Source organism: Rothia sp. HC945, from assembly GCF_051370785.1.
Taxonomy (GTDB): Bacteria; Actinomycetota; Actinomycetes; order Actinomycetales; family Micrococcaceae; genus Rothia.
The window spans coordinates 276,024-296,151 of sequence record NZ_JBFCSN010000001.1; the positions used below are offsets into that span (position 1 = coordinate 276,024).

A 20,128-nucleotide genomic window follows, 5' to 3' on the forward strand; every position below is an offset into this window, starting at 1 on the left:
AGCGAATTCGGGAGAGTGCTATGAACAAGGGACCGGTCGGAGCCGTTGAATCACCAGCCTCCGCCGGTCCTTTGCGTATCCTCGGGGTCGACCCGGGGCTCACACGGTGCGGGTTCGGCGTGGTCGACATGTCCGGGAACCGCAAAGCGCAATTCGTCGACGCGGGGGCTGCCGGAACTCAAGCCAGCGAGTCATTGGACGCTCGGGTCCTGCACATCCAGCGTGCGATGCAGGGGTGGGTCGAGACCTACCGTCCGGACGTGATGGCCATCGAACGTATTTTTGCCCAGGAATCCGTCAACACCGTGATCGGAACCGCCCACGCATCCGGCGTCGTCATTGCGGCCGCTGCCGCCGCTGGCATCCCCGTAGCATGGCACACCCCATCTGAGGTCAAAGCGGCCGTGACCGGTAGCGGGAGGGCGGACAAGAAGTCTGTCGGGCGTATGGTGGCCCGCATCCTCGAATTGGAGACGGTGCCGAAGCCGGCCGACGCCGCCGACGCCGTCGCCTTGGCCATCTGCCACGGATGGCGCTCCGGAATCATCGGCACGGGAGTCAATATGGGTACCGGTGTCCAGACGCACCAGGGATCGATCCCCGCTCGCGCCAAGGGAGGTTCCATGACGCCGGCACAGCGGGCGTGGAAGGCGGCGGAGGAACGCTCCCGTCGCGGAAAATAGCGGGAGCCTCGAGGGCACGCCACAGCCTGAGTCGGGGACTACGAGGACGACGTCCGTCCACAGGCGCGCCGCTGAATGTCCTTCGTAACTTTGTTCGATTAAGATGGATGCATGATTTCTTCTCTGACGGGCACCGTGACCCATGTTGGCCTCCATGAGGCAGTCATCGAGGTCGGCGGTGTCGGGATGCTGGTCCAGGCAACCCCCGGCACATTGGCGACCTTGCGTCTCGGCGAGCAGGCTCGGCTCGAGACCTCCCTGATCGTCAAGGAGGACTCACTGACCCTGTTCGGGTTCCGGGACGACAGCGAGCGAGAAGTGTTCACCACGATGCTCTCGGTCTCCGGCATCGGTCCGCGCATCGCACTGGCCGTTGTGTCCGTCCACACCCCAGCAGAGGTGGCCCAGGCCGTCGCGGAGGGCAATGACAAAGCATTCAGCAAGGTTCCCGGGATCGGTCCCAAGGGAGCTCGCCGGATTGTCCTGGAACTCGCGGGCAAGCTTGTCCTGCCCGAGCCGGAGAACGGGGACGCCTCGTCCGCGGGCGTCGGAGGCCAGGCCGGAACCGGTCCATCGTGGCGGTCGCAAGTTATGGATGCCCTGGTGGGCCTAGGGTGGCAGGAGAAGGATGCCGCCGGTGCGGTGGATTCCTACGTCGAGGCCGAGCCCGATGCCGGATCCATGACGGTCCCCGATGCCCTCCGGGGTGTCCTGGCCGGTCTCGGCCGAGCAAGCGGCATGGGCCATCGGTCCAAATAGCCGGGCGGAAAGGAACGAATGACGCAGCAATTCCCGGAGAACGACGCGCAGAATCTGCCGGGCCAGCAGCGCTCGGGACAGGAGCGGCTGGTCGACGCCGAGGTCGAACCCGAGGACAAGGCGATCGAGGCGGCGTTGCGACCCAAGGCCCTGGACGATTTCGTCGGGCAGAAGCGTGTGCGCCAACAATTGTCACTGGTTCTCGAGGCCTCGAAACTGCGCGGCAAAAGCGCGGACCACGTCCTTCTCTCAGGTCCTCCGGGGCTCGGAAAGACCACTTTGGCGATGATCATTGCGGAGGAAATGGGCTCGCCCTTGCGCATCAGTTCGGGACCGGCCATCCAGCATTCGGGTGATCTGGCCGCAATCCTTTCCTCGCTCACGCCCGGCGAGGTGCTGTTCCTCGATGAGATCCACCGCATGTCGCGCCCCGCGGAAGAGATGCTCTACATGGCCATGGAGGATTTCCGCGTCGATATCGTGGTCGGCAAGGGCGCAGGAGCCACCTCGATTCCCCTGGAATTGCCCAGCTTCACGCTCGTCGGCGCAACCACGCGTGCCGGCCTCCTGCCCGGACCCCTGCGGGACCGTTTTGGATTCACGGGTCACCTGGAGTTCTACGACGTGGAGGAGCTCGAGCTCGTTCTCCGCCGTTCGGCCGGTCTCCTGGACCTGAAGATCACCACCGAGGGCTTCCATGAGATCGCCTCGCGATCCCGCGGTACGCCACGCATCGCCAACCGCCTCTTGCGCAGGGTCCGGGACTGGGCTCTCGTCCACTCAGTGGACGATATCGATGCTCGGACTGCGGCGACCGCACTGGACATGTACGAAGTCGATTCGAAGGGCCTCGATCGACTGGACCGATCCGTTCTCGAATCCCTGATCCACAAATTCGGCGGGGGGCCCGTGGGCTTATCGACCCTGGCCATCGCGGTGGGCGAGGAGACGGAGACCGTGGAAACGGTGGCAGAACCTTATCTGGTGCGCGAAGGTCTTATGGGCCGGACGCCCCGGGGACGTGTGGCGCTTCCTTCCGCGTGGGTGCACCTGGACCTCGAACCACCGGAATCCTGAGCGAGGGTTTCTGACCGGATACCCAGAATCGTCCTCTAGACTTTAAAAAGTTTTTCCCTTATCCCGGTGGGATGCTGACCGGGAACAACCCAGATACCGACGTAAGGAACACATGCTACTTTCCACCATCAACTCGACCGGAAGCCTGCAGGCAGCCGACCAGGGCGGGGGCGGTGGATCCAACTTCCTGCTCCTCGGCCTCATGCTGGTGGTTGTCATCGTGTTCCTCGTTCTTCCGATGCGCCGCCAGAAGAAGGCCAGGCAGCAAATGCAGGAACGCCAGAACGCGATGACCCCGGGAACGCGTGTCATGACGCAGTTCGGCGTCTTCGGAACCATCGTGTCGATCGACCGTGAGGCCAACCGTGCGGTCGTCGAGGTTGCCCCCAAGACGGAGATCACCGTCCATCTCGGAGCCGTGACCACGGTTCTGGACGACAACGGTCAGGTCCCCGGAACCCCCGAGGCGGCGCGGGCCGCCGCGGCCCAAGGCGTTGCCGAGGAGCCCCAGAGCGGATCCGGTGCCTTCGGGAATGAGTCCTCCGCCGAAGGCGGTTTCGGATCGGCGTCGACCTCTGCCGAGAACGGACCGCGGCTCAACGGCGAGCCGAGCGACGAAGCGACCCGAGGCCTGGGGGAGCAGGACGGCACGGGGTACAGGGATGACCCCCGCGGCGACGATTCCACCGGCTCGACCCGCTAGAACATACGCAATTTTCGAGGTGCTTGCCCACGGGTGAGCACCTCGACCTATGATCCTCAGGAATCCTCATGGCTCGGAAAAAGCGCACGTCCAGTGCCCGAAAGGCCCTGCTCCTGTTGACCGCCATCGTGGTGGTCCTCGGCGGTGTCATCGGCCTGTCTGCGACCAAGTTGGGTGGCTCTGCATCACCCCAGCTCGCTCTGGACCTGTCCGGCGGCACGGAGATGATCCTCTCCCCGAAGGTCACTAACGGCGACGGCGACGGCGACATCAGCAAGGACCAGCTCGACCAAGCGGTCGACATCATCCGACAGCGCGTCGACGGCGCGGGCGTTTCCGAGGCCGAGGTCAGCACCCAGTCAGGGCGGAACGTCGTGGTCTCGATGCCGGGCACTCCAAGCCAGGAGACCCGTGACCTGATCCAGGCATCGGCCCAGATGTCCTTCCGATCCGTCCTGATGCAAGGAGACGGCGGCGCCGTCTCCGAGGACAAACGCACCGCGGATGCGGATCTGCCGCATCCGAACGGCGACCCCCAGAACGGATCGGATTCCAACTGGATCACCGGGGATCTCCAGAAGCAGTACGAACAACGAGACTGCACGGCCAACCCGGGCAAGGACGATCAGCTCGATCCCAACAAGGCCGTGGTCGCGTGCTCCGAGGACGGCCAACAGAAATACATTCTGGGACCGGTCGAACTGAACGGTTCGGACATCAAGACGGCCGACTACTCCCAGGCCGAGTCCGGGGGAGGCGTCAGCACGGGCCAATGGGGCGTGAACATCACGTTCAACGATCACGCCAAGAACGTGTTCAAGGACGTGACGCAGCGCCTGTACGGGTTCTACGGCAAGAACCAGGAAGATCCCAAGGCCTCCTTCGCCATCATGCTCGACGGTGGGGTGCTCCAAGCACCACGCGCACAGAACGTGATCGCGGACGGCAAGGCCCAGATCACCGGAGACTTCTCTGAGGACGATGCCAAGGGCCTGTCGGAACAGCTGAAGTACGGTGCGCTGCCCATCAGCTTCGACATCCAGTCCGAACAGCAGATTTCCGCGACACTGGGCACGGACCAGCTGCAGATGGGCATCATTGCCGGCATCATCGGTCTGCTGCTGGTCTGCGTGTATTCGCTGTTCCAGTACAGACTCCTGGGATTCGTGACGATCGCGTCCCTGCTTGTCGCGGGGGTGGTCACCTACGAGGCCATTACCCTGCTCGGGTGGGGCGTCAATTACAGGCTGTCGCTCGCGGGCGTGGCCGGACTGATCGTGGCGATCGGGCAGACGGCCGACTCGTTCATCGTCTACTTCGAACGCATCAGGGACGGCCTGCGCGATGGGCGTAGTGTGCCTTCGGCCGTGGACCATGGATGGATGCGCGCTCGACGCACCATCTGGGCATCGAAGGGCGTCAATCTCCTGGCGGCCATCGTCTTGTACTTTGTGGCGGTGGGCAACGTCCGAGGCTTCGCATTCACCCTGGGCCTCACGGCCATCGCCGACCTCATGGTGATCTTCTGGTTCACCCACCCGGTGATGGTGATGCTGTCGCGAACCAAGTTCTTCGGCGAAGGGCACAAGTTGTCCGGACTGGATGCCAGCGCCCTCGGTTATGTCCCCTTGTATCGAGGGGCCGGACGTCTGCGCGACCCCGAGGACTCGCCTCGAGCCAGGAAGCGCCGGTCCGGCGATGACGAAGAGTCCGAGGATCGGCCGATGACCATCGCCGAACGTCGCAGAGCCGAGGCGCTCGAGTCCCGGAACAAACCGCCACAGGACCCGGAAGAGCAGTCAGGACAAAATCCCGAAGGAGCCGACAATGCCTAAGTTCGCAGAGTTCGGTAGCAACCTCTACACGGGCAAGACCTCACTGCCCTTCATCCCGAAGAAGAAACTGTGGCTGGGAATTTCCGCGGTGCTCGTGATCATCGCGGTGCTCATCCCGGTATTCACGGGCGGCTTCAAAATGGGCATCGATTTCCGTGGCGGTTCGGAGTTCACGGTCTCGGATTCCCAGAGCACCGACGTCCAGACGGGCAAGGACGCCGTCTCGAAGCACGCGAGTGCGACCGAGACCGAAGTGACTAAGATCGCCTCGGATACGGTACGCGTCCAAACCGAGCAATTGAGCGACGACGACACGCTCGCCGTCAAGCAGGCCCTGCAGAAGGCTTACGACGTCAAAGCCGACGACGTCACGTCCTCCTACGTGGGTCCGACCTGGGGTGCGGGTGTGACCCGCCAGGCCACGTGGGGGCTGATCGCGTTCGTGGTCCTGGCCACGGTCGGAATGGCCCTGTACTTCAGAACTGTGAAGATGTCCCTGTCGGCCATCGCCGGATTGCTCTTCACCGTCATCACGACTGCCGGGATCTACGCCCTCGTCGGGTTCGAAGTGACGCCGTCGGCGATCATCGGGTTCCTGACGATTCTGTCCTACTCGCTGTATGACTCTGTGGTGGTCTTCGACAAGATTCGTGAGAACACCAAGGGCTACCGGGAGAACACGAAGACGACCTTCGCCGAAGAAGTGAATCTGGCGGTCAACCAGACCTTGGTCAGGTCAATCAACACCTCGGTCGTCGGGATTCTGCCGGTCGGGTCGATTCTGTTCATCGGGGCATTCCTGCTGGGTGCCGGAACCTTGCAGGACCTCTCCCTGGCACTGTTCATCGGGATCATCATGGGCACGCTGGGCACGTTGTTCGTTTCGGCGCCCCTCTACGCACTCCTGCGTCAGGGCGAGAAGCCCATCAAGGAACAGGCCGAGAGAGTCCGACGAGGCGTCGCGGACACCGGCGCCGGTGACTCCCGAGCGGAGACCAGCGAAGGAACGACGTCGGGGTCGACGAGAGCCTCGGGCAAAGATTCGGCGTCGGCCGGACCGGACTCGGCACAACGAGGCCAGCGTTCCGACCGAGGTGGTGGGCGTTCGGAGGACAACCCCACGCCGCGCTACGAGCCGAATGGCAGGGACAAACCGGATAACGGAGCGGTGATCTAGCGGAGTCTGCTATGAGGCCCCTCGCCCAGGGCAGGTGCAGCCTGACGCCGTGCATCACCAGAAGAGATGTCAGGTCCCCCGGCCGGGGAAGTCCACACCCTTCGACGACCTATCCGAGTGGCGCCACCGATTCCCAACGCGGGTTGACCATGGCCTGGCTGCCGCCGGCATTCCAAGAGCCCTGCATACTGAAGGTGGTCGTCAGCAGGCAACGATGCAGGGTGCCGTTGGGGGCGGTGTACGAGATCTCGGTGGGTACCCTGACGGTGGCACCGTCCCAGGACTGACGATTGGCTCGATTCGTGGTGCCCGCGGAATCGAGCCACTGGATCGTGGAGGCCATGAGGAAACCGGCCCGGGCGCCTCCCGAACCGACGTTGCCCAGGGTGGCGATGCCTGAATAACTGCGCCCGTCGTTCAGCGTGAGGGTGGGCGCGGGAAGGTACCTCTCCCCGGCCCCGTTCTTGAGCTTGAAGGTTACCGATCCGCGGTAGTTGCAGGTGGACCGGAAACCGAAATTCAGGGATGTCTGGGCGTTCGCGGCGCCGCCGAACTGGTTGCCGAAGGTGCGCGACCCCTCGATGTTCCACGAATCCGCGACTCGGGCGCCGCAGTATCCGTTGTTCAGCTGATCGTCGGTGAGCGCGCACCCCTCGGGGGCCGGGGTCGAGGCGGCCATCGCGGGTACGGCCGCGGTGGTGGAGAGGACGGGGACCGACCACGCCGCGCCCTTGGCCACGGAACGCCGAGTGATGTTCTGATGCATGGGTGAACCTTTCGTGAGGGGGGGGGGCAATCCACAAAAATAGAATCCTGGACACCCCGGTTCAATTGATCAGTAAAGTATTTGAGGGCGTGTCCGCGCAGATCGGAGAGACGCGAAGCGCCGCCCGGCGTGCCGGCAGATTCATTGAACAGTGGACTGATCTGGGCATTCATCGCACGTGAGAAACTTTCGCGGCGTCGTCGTGCGGTCGAGGACGAAAAACTTCGCCTTCCGAATAAGTCGGAGTGTGACGGCGACCGCCACGATGCCCATCGCGGTCGGCCCGCGCCCGGCCGAACCGCGCGACGAAAGCCGTGCGACGAAAGCCGTACGACGAGATGGCAGTGACCGGACATCACGAAGCCGAGACGGTAGATCCGGACGTGTCCGTGGTCATTTTGGTTCAAGGGTTGCCACTTCGGCAGGGTGGAGTGCACCAACCTGCCACCTCAAGGGAACGGAGGATTGACGGCGGGGGACTAAACTGGGTCCATCACACGGTCAGGAGGTTCATCATGGCATCGTCAGATGATCGGCAGAGTCACGGGACCCATCGGGTTATTTCAGCGTCCACGAGGACGCCGGAACGTCGTGCCTTCCCGAAGACGGCCGCCGTGTCGGCCGCAGAGAGAGCGGAGCCTGCCGTGACCGCCGGAGATTCCTCGGCCGCGAGCAAGACCAAACCGGTGTCGCCTGTCCTCGTTCCCTTGTTGAGGACCGTCAAGGCCAGCAACCCCCAAGAAGATTTCGCTGCGATCGAGCGGGCCTTCGCCGTCGCCGACAAGTACCACACCGGACAGAAGCGCAAGAGCGGCGATCCGTACATCACGCACCCCGTCGCCGTCACCACGATTCTCGCCGAGCTCGGGGCCTCCGGCGCCACGCTCATTGCGGGCCTGTTGCACGACACCGTCGAGGACACCGAGTACACGCTCGAAGAGCTCACCGAAGACTTCGGGGAAGAGGTCGCGGAGCTCGTCGACGGCGTGACCAAGCTGGACAAGGTCAAGTACGGGGAGCACGCGCAGGCCGAAACGGTCCGCAAGATGGTCATAGCGATGGCCAAGGACATCCGGGTGCTCGTGATCAAGTTGGCCGACCGGCTCCACAACGCGAGGACCTGGCGCTTCGTCTCTGCGCAGTCCAGCGCGCGCAAAGCGAAGGAGACCCTCGAGATCTTCGCGCCGCTGGCCCACCGCCTGGGCATCAACACGATCAAATGGGAACTTGAGGACTTGTCTTTCGCGGCCCTGGAGCCTCGCATCTACGACGAGATCGTGCGCATGGTCGGGGACAGGACCCCGGAGCGGGAACGTCAGCTGCAAGAGATCCGCACCGGTGTGAAGGACGAACTGCAGGAGTCCAACATCTCGTGCGAGGTGACTGGTCGACCGAAGCACTATTACTCGATCTACCAGAAGATGATTCTGCGCGATAAGGAATTCGATGAGATCTACGATCTCCTCGCGATCCGGATTCTCGTCGACTCGGTGCGGGACTGCTATGCGGCGCTCGGCGCCATCCACGAGGTCTGGAAGCCGATCCCGGGACGATTCAAGGACTATATTGCCGTTCCGAAATTCAACACCTACCAGTCCCTGCACACCGCGGTGATCGGGCCGGCCGGTCGACCCGTAGAGGTCCAGATCCGGACGCACGACATGCACCGCAAGGCCGAGTACGGTATCGCCGCGCACTGGAAGTACAAGGCTGCGGCCCGTGGCGAGGCATCGGCTGCCGGACAGCGTACCGAGGATTCGGCCGACGCGCTGAAGTGGCTCCAGTCGCTCATGTCCTGGCAGTCGGAGACCCGCGATTCCTCCGAATTCCTGGACTCCCTGCGCTACGAGGTCAACGCCCAAGAGGTCTTCGTCTTCACCCCGGCCGGCGATGTGCTGTCCTTGCCCGCGGGATCGACCCCGGTGGACTTCGCCTACGCGATCCACACACAAGTCGGCGAGCACACCATCGGCGCCCGGGTCAACGGAAAACTCGTTCCGTTGTCCTCGAAACTCAACCACGGTGATCGCATTGAAATCCTCACGACCAAGGCGGAGGACGCCGGGCCGAGCGAGGACTGGCTCAGATTCGTGGCCAGCCCGCGGGCCCGCACCAAGATCCGGCACTACCTGACCAAGGAGCGTCGCGAAGAAGCCATCGAAAAGGGCAAGGACAACTTGACCCGCTCGATGCGGCGCCACAGCCTGCCTCTCCAGCGGCTTCTGACAAGCAAACTCCTTCTGTCCGTCGCGGAGGAACAGCACAAGGACGACGTCGCCGCGTTGTACGAAGCCGTGGGCGAGGGCCAGATCAAGGCTCAGGATGTCATCGACCGTCTGGTCGATCTCCTCGGAGGCGAATCCGAGGCCGAGGACGACCTCGAAGAAGAAACCTCGATCACGACCCACGCGCGGCCCAAGCACGCGGACTCGGGCGTGGTGGTCGACGGCGCCGACGGTGTCTACACCAAATTGGCACGGTGCTGCACTCCCGTTCCCCCGGACGAGATCATGGGCATCGTGACTCGCGGCAACGGCATCTCGGTGCACCGCGTGGATTGTCCCAACATGAGGCAGGCTCAGGACGATCCTCGCCGGATCGAGGTCCAGTGGGCTCCGACCAAATCATCCGTGTTCTTGGTCGAAATCCAGGTCGAGGCGCTCGACAGGAAATCGTTGCTTTCCGACGTGACTCGGATCCTCTCGGAAAGCCACGTCAACATCCTGTCGGCCAATGTGCATACCAATGTCTCCCGGCTCGCCATCTCGCGCTTCTCCTTCGAGATGGGCGATCCGAGGTACCTCGACCACGTCCTCAACACGGTGCGCGGCATCGACGGCGTCTACGACGTCTACCGGATCACCGGGTCCCGACCGACCCCGTCGGCCCAGGGCCAGGAGTGAGCCGGAGGTCCCAGTGGCCCCACGGTAGCCCTTCCGACAGCGCGTGAACCCGCCTGACGGCCCGTTTTCGGAACGCCAGACGAGGAACCGCTTCCAAGGCGGCACAGACCGTCTCCGGAGCACAACCCAGCCCTGGCGCGCGCAGCAATGTCGCCAGGGCGGTGTCGCCGTGTTTGTCCTGGCCAAAGGCCGCAAGGTCCACACATGTACGGAGGGGCGTGGTGACTCTCAGGGGGCCGATGCGCAGGGCCTCGTATGTGGTGTAGGTCGTGTAACGGTGGCGGACGAAGGCGGATTCCACCGGGTCCAAGGTGAGGCCGGATGGCCCAAAGGCCGTGCACTCGAGCAGCGCGGGCGGGGGAGCGCACCCGTAGATCCAGGCCGCGGTCAGGCGGTGGAGTATTGCTCGTTGTCGGCTCAGTGGCCGCAGGTGCAGTGCCGCCGCCGTGGCGCGGGATTCGGGGCAGGGCGGCGTGCTGCCGTACACAGAGTTAACATGCGGAACCAGTAGCCCGCGCGCCGTGAGGAGCAGTGCCTCGGCCTCCGTGAGGTGGAGGCCGGCAATCACCAAGGACGGCGGGGACCCGAGGTCCCGGTAATGAGCGGCCGTACGCGACACGGGGTCGAGGCGGCAGGCCCGATCCGCAGAATGATGTTGGTGCATGTGTCCATGAGACCTCATGCTCAGACCGAGGGGTGCGGATTCACCGAATCTGTGGACAGCTTCTGTGAACCCGTACCCCTCGGAGGGAACGAATAGCCTCGCCGCGGGCGGAAAGGTCTTGCGGACGACCGAGTCAGGGGCTCGGGGTCAGGGTCGGGTGTCAGGCGCCCGAGTCAAGCTGATCCAACCAGGCCCGACGAGCGTCGAGGTCTTCCCGGGCCTTGGCGGCAGCTTTGTCGTCCCCCGCGGACTCGGCCTTGCGAAGGTCCTCCTCCAGCTCCGAAATGGCATCCCTGAGCTGGGTGACCATGGAATCGGCTCTGGCCCGGGTTTCGGGATTGGTCCGCTCCCACTCGGCCTGTTCCGCCTCGGAGATGGCATCCTGGACCTTCTTGAGCTCATTCTCGATCCGCCGCAGGTCATTGCGGGGAACCATGCCAGCCGCATCCCACTCGTCCAGGATCGGAGCGAGCTGCGCTTTCGCCGCACCCGGATCCTTGACGGGCAGGATCGCGCGGGCCTTCTCGAGCAACGCTTCCTTGACCTTGAGATTTTCCGCGAACTCGCGATCAGTTTCGGCATTGGCGGCGGCCCGAGCGTTGAAGAAGACGTCCTGGGCGGCGCGAAAGCGAGCCCAGAGCGCATCGTCCTCCTTGCGCGAGGCCCGCGGCGCCTGCTTCCAGCGATCCATCAGGTCCCGGTACTTGGCGGACGTTTCACTCCAGTCCGTGGACCCGGACAACGATTCGGCCTCAGCAATGAGCGCTTCCTTGGCCTTCTTCGCTTTGGCGTTGTTCTGGTCCAGTTGGGAGAAGTAGGAGCGGCGGTGCTTGTCGAACGTGGACCGGGCCGTGCGGAAACGCTTCCAGAGCGCATCCTCGACCGATTTCGGTAGGCGATGTTCCTTCTGGGCGACCTTCCACGCATCGAAGAGGTCGTTCATCCGGGCGCTCGAGTTCTTCCAATGTGTTTCGGAAGGATCCTGGTCCGCCACATCTTCCGCCGCTTTGACGATGGCTTCACGTTCTTGATGCGCGCGCTGTTTTGCTTCCTCGGCCTCGTGCTTCTGCTCTTCGGTCAGGCGGGTGGCGGCGCCATCGAGGTCATCGAGCCGTTTCTCGAGGTTCTCGATGTCGCCGACCATGCCGCGTGCCTCGACCTGTTCCCTGAGGGAGCGGACGGAGCGTGCCACCGAAGCCGCATCGGCGCCTTGGGAGACACGGTTCTCGAGGAGAGCGATCTGAGTCTCCGTTTCGGAGAATTTTCGGGCGAAGTAGGTCAGGGCATCGTCGTCGCTGGCCTCGGGAAACGCCCCCACGGGAATGTCCTCGCCGCGCACCGTGACGTAGACGTGGCCATCAGCCCCGACCGAGCCGAACTTCTTGGCCTCGTCCAGCGGCCTCGGGGCTGCCGGGGGTGCGGCGGGTTTGGGAACGATGGGGGAACCCGGCAGGTTGGCCGGTGTGGGCTTGTCGTCGGGCTTCTTCTCAGTCACCGCTGAAACTCTTTCCGTGGGAGGGCCTGTCGGCCTCATGTATCGATGGTCGACGTCGCCCGGGACGAACCGGGCACTGGACTCCAATATATATGGGGCGTGCGTCACGTGAACCGGGTATTTCATGGAAAGATGAACGGTTTTCCCTGGAAGGGGCCGGGATCACGGTCCGCGCGGTTCGCCTGGGGACTGGCCACGGTTTAGGCTTGAAGGTGTTTGCGCGCCTCCCGCGCGCCCAAGAAGCAAGACTTTGAGGAGTGGCTCATGGCCCGCAAGGCGTCCTTGTCAGGTTTTCCGGAACTGCTGCCCGAGGAACGGGTGGTAGAGAACCATGTCCTGGATGTTCTGCGCCATACCTTCGAACTGCACGGGTTCTCCTCGATCGAGACCCGCTCCGTGGAAACCGTCGAGCAATTGTTGCAGAAGGGCGAGATCGACAAAGAGGTCTACGCGGTCTCACGACTCCAGGACGACGCCGACAGCAAGAAGGCCGAGAAGCTCGCACTCCACTTCGATCTGACCGTTCCCTTCGCCCGGTACGTCGTCGAGAATGCCGGCTATCTGAACTTTCCGTTCATGCGGTATCAGATTCAGAAATCATGGCGTGGCGAGCGGCCGCAGGAGGGTCGTGCCCGCGAATTCACGCAGGCCGATATCGACGTCGTCGGAGAAGGCACGCTGCCGTTCCGGTACGACGTCGAGCTCGCCCTGATCGTGGTGGACGCGCTCTCTCAGTTGCCGTTGCCCGAATTCAGGCTCCGCGTCAACAACAGGAAGCTCTCCGAGGGGTTCTACCGTGGCATCGGACTGACCGATACCGCAGGGGTCCTGCGCTCGATCGACAAGTTGGAGAAGATCGGACCCGAAGCCGTGGCCCAGCTTCTCAAGGACGAGCTCGGCGCCACGGACGAGCAGGCACAAGCCGCCTTGGACCTTGCCTCGATCACAGCGGAGGACACCTCCTTCGCGGACCGGGTACGTTCTTTCGGCGTCGAGGACGACCTGCTCGAGGAGGGGCTGACGGAGTTGACCGAAGTCATCGAGCAGGCGTCGAAGCGCGCGCCCGGCAAGGTCATCGCGGACCTGTCAATCGCTCGGGGGCTGGACTACTACACGGGAACCGTCTACGAGACCGTCCTGCTCGGTCACGAACAGCTCGGATCCATCTGCTCCGGTGGCAGGTACGAGTCCTTGGCCTCGAATGGCAAGAAAACCTACCCGGGGGTCGGTCTCTCCATCGGCGTGACCCGGCTCGTTGCCCGGATGCTCTCGCAAGGTCTGGCGCGACCGACTCGTTCGGTACCCTCCGCGGTTCTGGTGGCCCTCACGAACGACGACGCCTGGTCGGAGGCTCAGGACGTCGCCGATCAGTTGAGGGATCGCGGCATCGCCTGCGAGGTCTCTGCCAGTGCCGCGAAATTCGGCAAGCAGATCAAGTACGCGGACCGACGGGGGATACCCTTCGTCTGGTTCCTGGGGACCGACGAGTCGGGCACGACCACGCATGAGGTCAAGGACATCCGCTCGGGGGAGCAGGTTGCCGCGGACCCCTCGACCTGGACTCCCGCCGAGGAGGATCTACGGCCTCGCGTGTACGGCACCGAGGAATAGACCGTCCCTGCCGCGGCTGTGGACAACGATCCTTGGCCCTCGCCGGGGCAGGTAGACTCTGCACAGAATCAGCACGGCGGGACCCCGCCGCCACATCGAAAGGACCGTGAGTGCTACGCACGCATACGCTCGGTGAATTGACCGCCGAGAACATCGGAGAAACCGTCACCCTGGCCGGCTGGGTTGCCCGCCGGCGCGATCACGGAGGGGTGGCCTTCGTCGATTTGCGCGACCGGGAGGGCGTGACCCAGTGCGTGTTCCACGATGAGGCAGATTTCGATGCGTTGCGCAACGAATACGTGCTCAAGGTCGAGGGAGTGGTCTCGCGTCGCCCCGAGGGGAACGACAACCCCAACCTGGTGACCGGTGAGGTCGAGGTCGAGGTCAACTCGGTAGAGGTGTTGAACACCTCCGCCCCGCTGCCGTTCCAGGTGGACGAGCATGTCGAGGTCGGCGAAGAGGCCCGTTTGCGGCACCGTTACCTCGACCTGCGCCGCCCGGCACCGGCGGCCGCCATGAAGTTGCGGTCTGAAGCGAGCCGCGTGGTGCGGGAGCTGCTCCACCAGGATGGGTACCTCGAGGTGGAGACGCCGACGATGACTCGGTCGACCCCTGAAGGTGCACGTGATTTCGTGGTGCCCGCGCGCTTGGCACCGGGGTCCTGGTACGCCCTCCCGCAGTCGCCGCAGTTGTTCAAGCAGCTTCTCCAGGTGGGCGGGATCGAACGGTACTTCCAGATCGCCCGTTGCTACAGGGACGAGGACTTCCGCGCCGACCGTCAGCCGGAATTCACCCAGCTGGACATCGAAGCCTCCTTCGTGGAGGAGGACGACGTCATCGACCTGGGCGAACAGATCGTGGCGGCCCTGTGGAAGCTGATCGACGTGGAGATCCCGCGCCCGATTCGCCGCATGACCTATCGCGAATCCATGGAGAAATACGGGTCGGACAAGCCGGACCTTCGCTTCGGTCTGGAATTGACGGAACTGACGGACTACTTCCGCGACACGACCTTCCGCGTCTTCAAGGCACCGTACGTCGGTTCCGTGGTGATGCCGGGTGGTGCTTCGCAGCCGCGCCGGACGCTGGACGCATGGCAGGAGTGGGCCAAGCAACGCGGGGCCAAGGGCCTCGCCTACGTTCTGGTCCAGGAAGACGGCAGCCTGACCGGACCCGTGGCCAAGAACATCACCGAGACCGAGCGCGAAGGGCTCGCAGAAGCAGCGGGGGCAAAGCCCGGCGACTGCATCTTCTTCGCGGCCGGTGACGCCAAGTCCTCCCGCGCCCTCCTGGGGTCCGCCCGTGTCGAGATCGGGCGCCGGACCGGCCTCATCAAGGACGGCGACTGGGCCTTCGTGTGGATCGTCGACGCACCGATGTTCGAACCCGCCTCTGACGCCGAGGACTCGGGCGACGTCGCCCTGGGCAACTCTGCCTGGACGGCCGTGCACCACGCGTTCACGTCGCCGAAGCCCGAATTCATGGACACGTTCGATGAAGATCCCGGAGCCGCCTTGGCCTACGCCTACGACATTGTGTGCAACGGCAACGAAATCGGTGGCGGCTCAATCCGTATCCACCGCCGCGACGTGCAGGAACGTGTTTTCGAGGTCATGGGCATTTCGCAGGAGGAAGCCGACGAGAAATTCGGATTCCTGCTCGAGGCCTTCAAGTACGGAGCGCCCCCGCACGGCGGGATCGCCTTCGGTTGGGATCGTGTCGTCGCCCTGCTGGCGGGTTCGGAATCCATCCGTGACGTGATCGCGTTCCCGAAGACCGGCAACGGCTACGATCCGCTCACGGCGGCTCCGGCGCCGATTACGGCCCAACAGCGCAAGGAAACCGGGGTGGACGCCAAGCCGGCCAAGACCGGCGAGAAGAAGCAGGGACCGGACCAGGGTCAGAGCGCCGAGAACAAGTAATCCGCTGCACCAGGCCCCGCTGGCTATCGGCCGCGGGGCCTGTTCTCCGCACCGTGCGAGGGTGAGTCACGTCCTGTCCCGGTCCGTGCTTCGGGCCGCGATCCGGGCCATGACCTCGGCGAGTTGGCGGACGGAGATCCCGAGACCTGTTGGCATGTCCACGTAACCCTGTTCGGCGGTGGCCCCGACCTCGGGATGCGTCCCTGGACGTAGCGTGACGCGTGCCCGCGTCGTCGTCGACTCGCCATTGGACGAGCTGTGCGCCGCGACGCTCCAGACGTTGTCCCACCTGACTCGCAACTCGTCGTGCCACGCGCCGTGTCGGCGTGACTCCACGAAGAATCCGGGGCCCTCAAGCACGAGACGCCGTTGCCGGACCAGCGGATGGATGGTCGCGATCATTCCGACGACCAGAAGAGCGGCGACGAGGCAGCACCCCCAGAATTGGAAGGACGCCACACCGTTCTTCACGAAGTCGCTGTACGCCATGCCGCCCGCCAGGATCCCGAGCAGGCCCAGGCCCACGGTCGCGAGAACAGCCTTGGTGGGACTCGTTCGGATGACTGCCCTCCCGGTCCTCATGAACTCGTCCCACGTCCGCTCCGCCTGCGCTCTTGCCATGCCCCTCGTCCTTCCACGGTCCCCAGGCCGAGGATCCTGCCTCGCCGAGTTTTTCGTGGTACCGAGCTTATAGGCATACCTGGCTCTACCGCGGGCCCGGGTGCCCACTGGACCCTCGGATTCATCGTTGGCACTGATCCCCAGCGCTTCGGCGACGCATAGCGTTTTCAGTATGACAACGACAACGACTCACCTCGTCCGAGCCCACGGGCTCAGCAAAGCATTCGGAACCACCAGCGCCCTGACTGACGTGTCAGTCACCATCGGACATGGGGAATCCGTGGCCATCATGGGACCCTCTGGCTCCGGCAAGTCCACACTGATGCACGTCCTGTCCGGCATCTCCGGCGCGGACCGAGGATCCGTGATCCTCGACGACGCGGCTTCGAGCGCCGGAATCGATATCACCGGCTTGTCGTCGAGCCAGAGAACCCGATTGCGCAGGGACCGCATCGGGTTCGTCTTCCAGGAAGGATTGCTTCTGCCGGAACTCACCGCGCTGGAGAACGTCGCGGTGGCGATGATGACCTCCGGAACACCCCGCAGACAGGCGGAGACCGAAGCCGGCCGTTGGCTGTCGGCCCTGGGCCTTCACGGTATGGAAGACCGGCGCCCCGGTCAGCTCTCCGGTGGACAAGCCCAACGTGTTGCCATCGCCCGTGCCCAGGTCACTCGTCCGGACCTCGTGTTCGCCGACGAGCCGACGGGCGCGTTGGATACGGAGACCTCGCAACGAGTCCTGGACGCGCTGCTCGAAGCCACCGTCTCGCGGGGAGCTTCCCTGGTGGTGGTGACCCACGACCCCGCGGTGGCCGCCGGTTGCGCTCGCACCATTCGGCTTCAGGACGGTCGTATTGTCGACGACGGTCTGGGAGGCGGTCTGCGGTGAATCTGCTCTTCCTTCGCAAAACCTTCTCCGACCCGGCCACGTGGTCCCTTCCGGTCGTCGCCTTCATGCTCACGAGTGCCATGGCCTACACGGTCGTGGGCGGTGTCTCGTTCCTGCTACACGACGAGAGCCGCAACCAGCTGTTCTACATGCTCTGCGCGGCCCTGGCTGCGGTACTGCTGGCCGTCCCGATGACCTCCCTCATGTCCTCCGCGGCCCGACTCATGGCCCGGCAGCGGGAAAGGCGCCTGTCCACCCTCCGCCTCCTCGGCGCCTCGGGCTTCACGCTCAGGGCGCTGTCACTGATCGAATCGGGCACGCTGGCCGTGACCGGCATTGTCCTCGGTGCCGTACTCTACGGTCTGTTGACCCCTCTGGTCGGTTTGGTGCACCTGACTGGACACGCGATCGGGGCTTCAGGCCTGTGGCTGGGGCTTGAGGGGCTGCTCGGGGTCGGCGCGCTGCTTCTGGGCCTGGCCCTCGTCAGCGCGCTGAGCGGGCTCAGCCGCCTCGAGATCACCCCGCTGAGCGTCCGTTCGCGGGAACTTCCCCGCACGGTGCGCTGGATCCGGCTGGTCGCGGGCGGCCTGATCATCTTCGTCGCGGTGGTCTGCTCCGTGGCCGTGTCCTCGGGACTCGGGGGAGCCATGGTGTTCGCGTTCATCGTCATTTCACTGTCGATCCCTCTGATCGCGGTGAACCTCTTGGGGCCCCTGGTCCTGAAATGGATCGGGACCGCCGAGGCCAAGACCGCGCGCAGCGCCGAACGCCTGATCGCTGCCAGAAACCTCCTCGAGTCGCCCCAGGAGATGTGGCGTCAGATCGGCAGCATCGCGTTCAGCGTGTACATGGCCGTGATGCTGGGATCGGGCGTCGCGATGTCGATGGCTGGCAGCACCGCCGACGCCGACCGCCAGGACCTGGTCCTGATTCACGACGTCCGGACCGGAGTGCTCGTGACCCTGGTGATGTCTTTCCTCATGGTCGCTTTCTCCGTCGGCATCAACCAGACGGCGCAGGTTCTCGACCGTCAGGAGATGTACCGGGCGCTCTCACGCATGGGAATGTCGATCGACCGTCTCGGACGGGTCCGCCGGCTCTCGGTGATGCGGCCCCTGGTGCTCGTGGTGATCATTTCCGGGGTGGTGGCCGTGGTGACGTTGTTCCCGCTGGTGGGAGCCGGTCTCATCGCACAACCGGCCACGATGGGAGTCATCGCTGCTGCCGTCGTCTTCGGGATCTGCACCGTGTGGGCCGCGTGCGCGTCGACCACGCCCGTGCTCAGGCGAACCCTCGAGGAATAGGCGGCCTATCGCGGTGTCGAGGTCGCCAAGAGCCGCGCGACGGCGGACTCTGCCTCATCCGGTATGCGCGTCCATGCGATGCCGGCTTGGGGCTCCCCGTCTTCCCTGGGGACGATCCAACCGAGGATCACCAGGGTCTGCGTCAGGGAATGCAGGGAATCGGCCAGGAGCCGACCGTCTTCGTCGAAGATTTCACCCGTGGCGGTGCTGAGTCTCCACCGGTGGTGGACGCAGATCTGACGGGCCCACTGTGACTCGTTCTGCACGTACCGAGGGGGAATGGTCAGCATCGTTTCGGTAATGGGCTGGGTTTTGTACGACATTTTCATCAACTCCTTGCCCGCCCTGGACGAGGACCGGTGACCCGGGCCTCATTGCCCATGGAACGCTGATTCCTACGAATTTTCAAGAGCTGTGAGAAACGTGTGACCAGGGGAAATATCGGTTCGACGTCCTTCGTGGGGCATTGGTGGCTACCTCTGGGCTCGCCCGGACGATGTCGGAGGTCGCGTGAGTCGGGCGCCGGGCACCGGGCGGAACGGCTGAGCGCAGAGTCTGAGCCCGGGCGCAGTCGGGCCTGGGCCGACATAAGGCCGATGCCGGGCGAACCGCGCGCCGTTGGGTGGCGGTTACCCGATTGAGAGGCGATGACCCTCGTTAGGTGGCGCTTCAACCCCCACCTAACGGCGGGAAGAACCACCGAATCGGGCAACCGCCACCTAACCCCGGATGCTGCCCCACGTCGTAACCCCCACCTAACGGCGGGAAGAACCACCGAATCGGGCAACCGCCACCCAACCCCGGATGCTGCCCCACGTCGTAACCCCCACCCCACACGGCCCCCCACCTACACGGACGCCCACGCGGGCGACGGGATCAGGAGCGGCGCATGTCTGCGACCTGGTCGATCAAGGTCGCCCTTTCGGAGTCAGATATATGCACGCCGAGTTCCTCGACGGCGTCGATCGTGGCCTCGGGCGACAGGCGTTCCCTCCGGGTCGGGCGTCCCGCTTGCCGGACCGTCCGGGCTTCCTCCGTGACCGTCACGTGGCCCCCAGCGGTATGGCGCATGACCATCAGGTGATCCATGAACGGCCCGAACCCGTCGCGGGACGTGGTCAGATGCCCGGCGTGCACGTCCACCGGTACGACCGGGAGGCTGTCGCTGAAATGCTGCGGCTCGCCGTCCCGCCGGAACTCCCAGACCTGTGCTGCGGCCTCGGTGTGACGTACCGCTGTGAATTCGCGGTCGCCTTCCACATGGGGTCGCCCGTCGATTAACGGCATCGGCTCACGCACGCTGAAACCGAATCCCGGGTCGCACAGGTACTGGACCTGGTCGATCATCACGACAACGGTCATGTGGGTCCTGGTGTTGTTGGGAGAACCGACCCTCCCGAGGGCGCGCCGCACGTCGAAGCCGAGGCGTTCCAGGACCCCGGAGAACAACTGGGCGTGTTCGAAGCAGTAGCCCCCGCGATGGTCGGTGACCAAGGACGCTTGCACGCTGGTGGGGGAGACGCCCGGATGATCACCCAAGAGAATCTGCACATTGGAGAACGGCAAGGTCTCAACGTGCGCTCGGTGGAGGTCGCGCAGTAGTTCCACACCCGGTTCGCTACGGATGGCTTCCGACAGCCCGATGCATCGGAGGTATTCCGACACATCGTATTCATCGATGCCCCACGGCGACTCCTGCTGCACAGTCATGCTCCTAGC

Annotated in this window: 17 protein-coding genes; 11 read left to right on the forward strand and 6 right to left on the reverse strand. The window is 64.4% G+C overall.

Annotation, left to right across the window (positions count from 1 at the left end; all coding sequences use genetic code 11):
* Positions 1-20 precede the first annotated feature (20 nt).
* The 6 genes from ruvC (at position 21) to secF (ending at position 6,234) form a co-directional block, all read left to right on the forward strand.
* Positions 21-683 (forward strand): crossover junction endodeoxyribonuclease RuvC, encoded by a 663-nt coding sequence (gene ruvC, locus AB0Y14_RS01175; protein ID WP_436587475.1) that lies wholly within the window; start codon positions 21-23, stop codon positions 681-683.
* Between the two features lie 111 nt (positions 684-794).
* Complete coding sequence (ruvA, locus tag AB0Y14_RS01180; protein WP_436587476.1) at positions 795-1,442, forward strand: Holliday junction branch migration protein RuvA; 648 nt, start codon at positions 795-797, stop codon at positions 1,440-1,442.
* A gap of 18 nt (positions 1,443-1,460) precedes the next feature.
* Positions 1,461-2,519 carry a Holliday junction branch migration DNA helicase RuvB gene (gene ruvB / locus AB0Y14_RS01185; RefSeq protein WP_436587477.1) on the forward strand — a complete coding sequence of 353 codons (1,059 nt, stop codon included), beginning with the start codon at positions 1,461-1,463 and terminating at the stop codon, positions 2,517-2,519.
* 112 nt (positions 2,520-2,631) lie between these two features.
* Positions 2,632-3,222, forward strand: a complete 591-nt coding sequence (gene yajC / locus AB0Y14_RS01190; RefSeq protein WP_436587478.1) for a preprotein translocase subunit YajC — start codon at positions 2,632-2,634, stop codon at positions 3,220-3,222.
* 68 nt (positions 3,223-3,290) lie between these two features.
* The gene (gene secD, locus AB0Y14_RS01195; RefSeq protein ID WP_436587479.1) at positions 3,291-5,057 is read left to right on the forward strand and encodes a protein translocase subunit SecD; all 1,767 of its coding nucleotides are present in this window, start codon (positions 3,291-3,293) and stop codon (positions 5,055-5,057) included.
* Entirely contained in the window at positions 5,050-6,234 is a 1,185-nt protein-coding gene (gene secF / locus AB0Y14_RS01200; RefSeq protein WP_436587480.1) for a protein translocase subunit SecF, read from the forward strand. The genes secD and secF overlap by 8 nt, the downstream gene beginning before the upstream one ends.
* A 109-nt stretch (positions 6,235-6,343) precedes the next feature.
* On the opposite strand, the gene AB0Y14_RS01205 is transcribed toward secF, so the two are convergent.
* Positions 6,344-7,000: a hypothetical protein gene (locus tag AB0Y14_RS01205; RefSeq protein ID WP_436587481.1), complete on the reverse strand. Its 657-nt coding sequence runs from the start codon at positions 6,998-7,000 to the stop codon at positions 6,344-6,346.
* 515 nt (positions 7,001-7,515) lie between these two features.
* Here AB0Y14_RS01205 and AB0Y14_RS01210 point away from each other — a divergent pair.
* A complete protein-coding gene (locus AB0Y14_RS01210; RefSeq protein WP_436587482.1) occupies positions 7,516-9,903 on the forward strand; it encodes a RelA/SpoT family protein in 2,388 nt (795 codons plus the stop codon).
* Here the strand turns inward: AB0Y14_RS01210 and AB0Y14_RS01215 are convergent.
* On the reverse strand, positions 9,860-10,567 hold the full coding sequence (locus AB0Y14_RS01215) for a hypothetical protein (RefSeq protein ID WP_436587483.1): 708 nt from the start codon (positions 10,565-10,567) through the stop codon (positions 9,860-9,862). The two genes, AB0Y14_RS01210 and AB0Y14_RS01215, sit on opposite strands and share 44 nt — an antisense overlap.
* Before the next feature lie 160 nt (positions 10,568-10,727).
* Positions 10,728-12,062 carry a DUF349 domain-containing protein gene (locus AB0Y14_RS01220; protein WP_436587484.1) on the reverse strand — a complete coding sequence of 445 codons (1,335 nt, stop codon included), beginning with the start codon at positions 12,060-12,062 and terminating at the stop codon, positions 10,728-10,730.
* A gap of 264 nt (positions 12,063-12,326) precedes the next feature.
* On the opposite strand from AB0Y14_RS01220, the gene hisS reads away from it, so the two are divergent.
* Complete coding sequence (gene hisS, locus AB0Y14_RS01225; protein WP_436587485.1) at positions 12,327-13,673, forward strand: histidine--tRNA ligase; 1,347 nt, start codon at positions 12,327-12,329, stop codon at positions 13,671-13,673.
* A 110-nt stretch (positions 13,674-13,783) separates the two neighbouring features.
* Positions 13,784-15,595, forward strand: a complete 1,812-nt coding sequence (aspS, locus tag AB0Y14_RS01230; RefSeq protein WP_436587486.1) for an aspartate--tRNA ligase — start codon at positions 13,784-13,786, stop codon at positions 15,593-15,595.
* 66 nt (positions 15,596-15,661) lie between these two features.
* On the opposite strand, the gene AB0Y14_RS01235 is transcribed toward aspS, so the two are convergent.
* Positions 15,662-16,216 carry a hypothetical protein gene (locus AB0Y14_RS01235; protein ID WP_436587487.1) on the reverse strand — a complete coding sequence of 185 codons (555 nt, stop codon included), beginning with the start codon at positions 16,214-16,216 and terminating at the stop codon, positions 15,662-15,664.
* A 172-nt stretch (positions 16,217-16,388) separates the two neighbouring features.
* Here AB0Y14_RS01235 and AB0Y14_RS01240 point away from each other — a divergent pair, with 172 nt between their 5' ends.
* On the forward strand, positions 16,389-17,105 hold the full coding sequence (locus tag AB0Y14_RS01240) for an ABC transporter ATP-binding protein (RefSeq protein WP_436587488.1): 717 nt from the start codon (positions 16,389-16,391) through the stop codon (positions 17,103-17,105).
* Positions 17,102-18,409 (forward strand): permease, encoded by a 1,308-nt coding sequence (locus AB0Y14_RS01245; RefSeq protein WP_436587489.1) that lies wholly within the window; start codon positions 17,102-17,104, stop codon positions 18,407-18,409. The genes AB0Y14_RS01240 and AB0Y14_RS01245 overlap by 4 nt, the downstream gene beginning before the upstream one ends.
* 5 nt (positions 18,410-18,414) lie before the next feature.
* Here the strand turns inward: AB0Y14_RS01245 and AB0Y14_RS01250 are convergent, their stop codons facing one another.
* Positions 18,415-18,732, reverse strand: coding sequence for a hypothetical protein (locus AB0Y14_RS01250; protein WP_436587490.1), 318 nt, complete (start codon positions 18,730-18,732; stop codon positions 18,415-18,417).
* A 553-nt stretch (positions 18,733-19,285) separates the two neighbouring features.
* Positions 19,286-20,119 carry an arylamine N-acetyltransferase family protein gene (locus tag AB0Y14_RS01255; RefSeq protein WP_436587491.1) on the reverse strand — a complete coding sequence of 278 codons (834 nt, stop codon included), beginning with the start codon at positions 20,117-20,119 and terminating at the stop codon, positions 19,286-19,288.
* Positions 20,120-20,128 lie beyond the last annotated feature (9 nt).

Coding starts and splice junctions, on each gene's coding strand:
- ruvC (WP_436587475.1), top strand. CDS start 21: ATGAACAAGGGACCGGTCGGAGCCGTTGAATCACCAGCCTCCGCCGGT.
- ruvA (WP_436587476.1), top strand. CDS start 795: ATGATTTCTTCTCTGACGGGCACCGTGACCCATGTTGGCCTCCATGAG.
- ruvB (WP_436587477.1), top strand. CDS start 1,461: ATGACGCAGCAATTCCCGGAGAACGACGCGCAGAATCTGCCGGGCCAG.
- yajC (WP_436587478.1), top strand. CDS start 2,632: ATGCTACTTTCCACCATCAACTCGACCGGAAGCCTGCAGGCAGCCGAC.
- secD (WP_436587479.1), top strand. CDS start 3,291: ATGGCTCGGAAAAAGCGCACGTCCAGTGCCCGAAAGGCCCTGCTCCTG.
- secF (WP_436587480.1), top strand. CDS start 5,050: ATGCCTAAGTTCGCAGAGTTCGGTAGCAACCTCTACACGGGCAAGACC.
- AB0Y14_RS01205 (WP_436587481.1), bottom strand. CDS start 7,000: ATGCATCAGAACATCACTCGGCGTTCCGTGGCCAAGGGCGCGGCGTGG.
- AB0Y14_RS01210 (WP_436587482.1), top strand. CDS start 7,516: ATGGCATCGTCAGATGATCGGCAGAGTCACGGGACCCATCGGGTTATT.
- AB0Y14_RS01215 (WP_436587483.1), bottom strand. CDS start 10,567: ATGCACCAACATCATTCTGCGGATCGGGCCTGCCGCCTCGACCCCGTG.
- hisS (WP_436587485.1), top strand. CDS start 12,327: ATGGCCCGCAAGGCGTCCTTGTCAGGTTTTCCGGAACTGCTGCCCGAG.
- AB0Y14_RS01235 (WP_436587487.1), bottom strand. CDS start 16,216: ATGGCAAGAGCGCAGGCGGAGCGGACGTGGGACGAGTTCATGAGGACC.
- AB0Y14_RS01240 (WP_436587488.1), top strand. CDS start 16,389: ATGACAACGACAACGACTCACCTCGTCCGAGCCCACGGGCTCAGCAAA.
- AB0Y14_RS01250 (WP_436587490.1), bottom strand. CDS start 18,732: ATGTCGTACAAAACCCAGCCCATTACCGAAACGATGCTGACCATTCCC.
- AB0Y14_RS01255 (WP_436587491.1), bottom strand. CDS start 20,119: ATGACTGTGCAGCAGGAGTCGCCGTGGGGCATCGATGAATACGATGTG.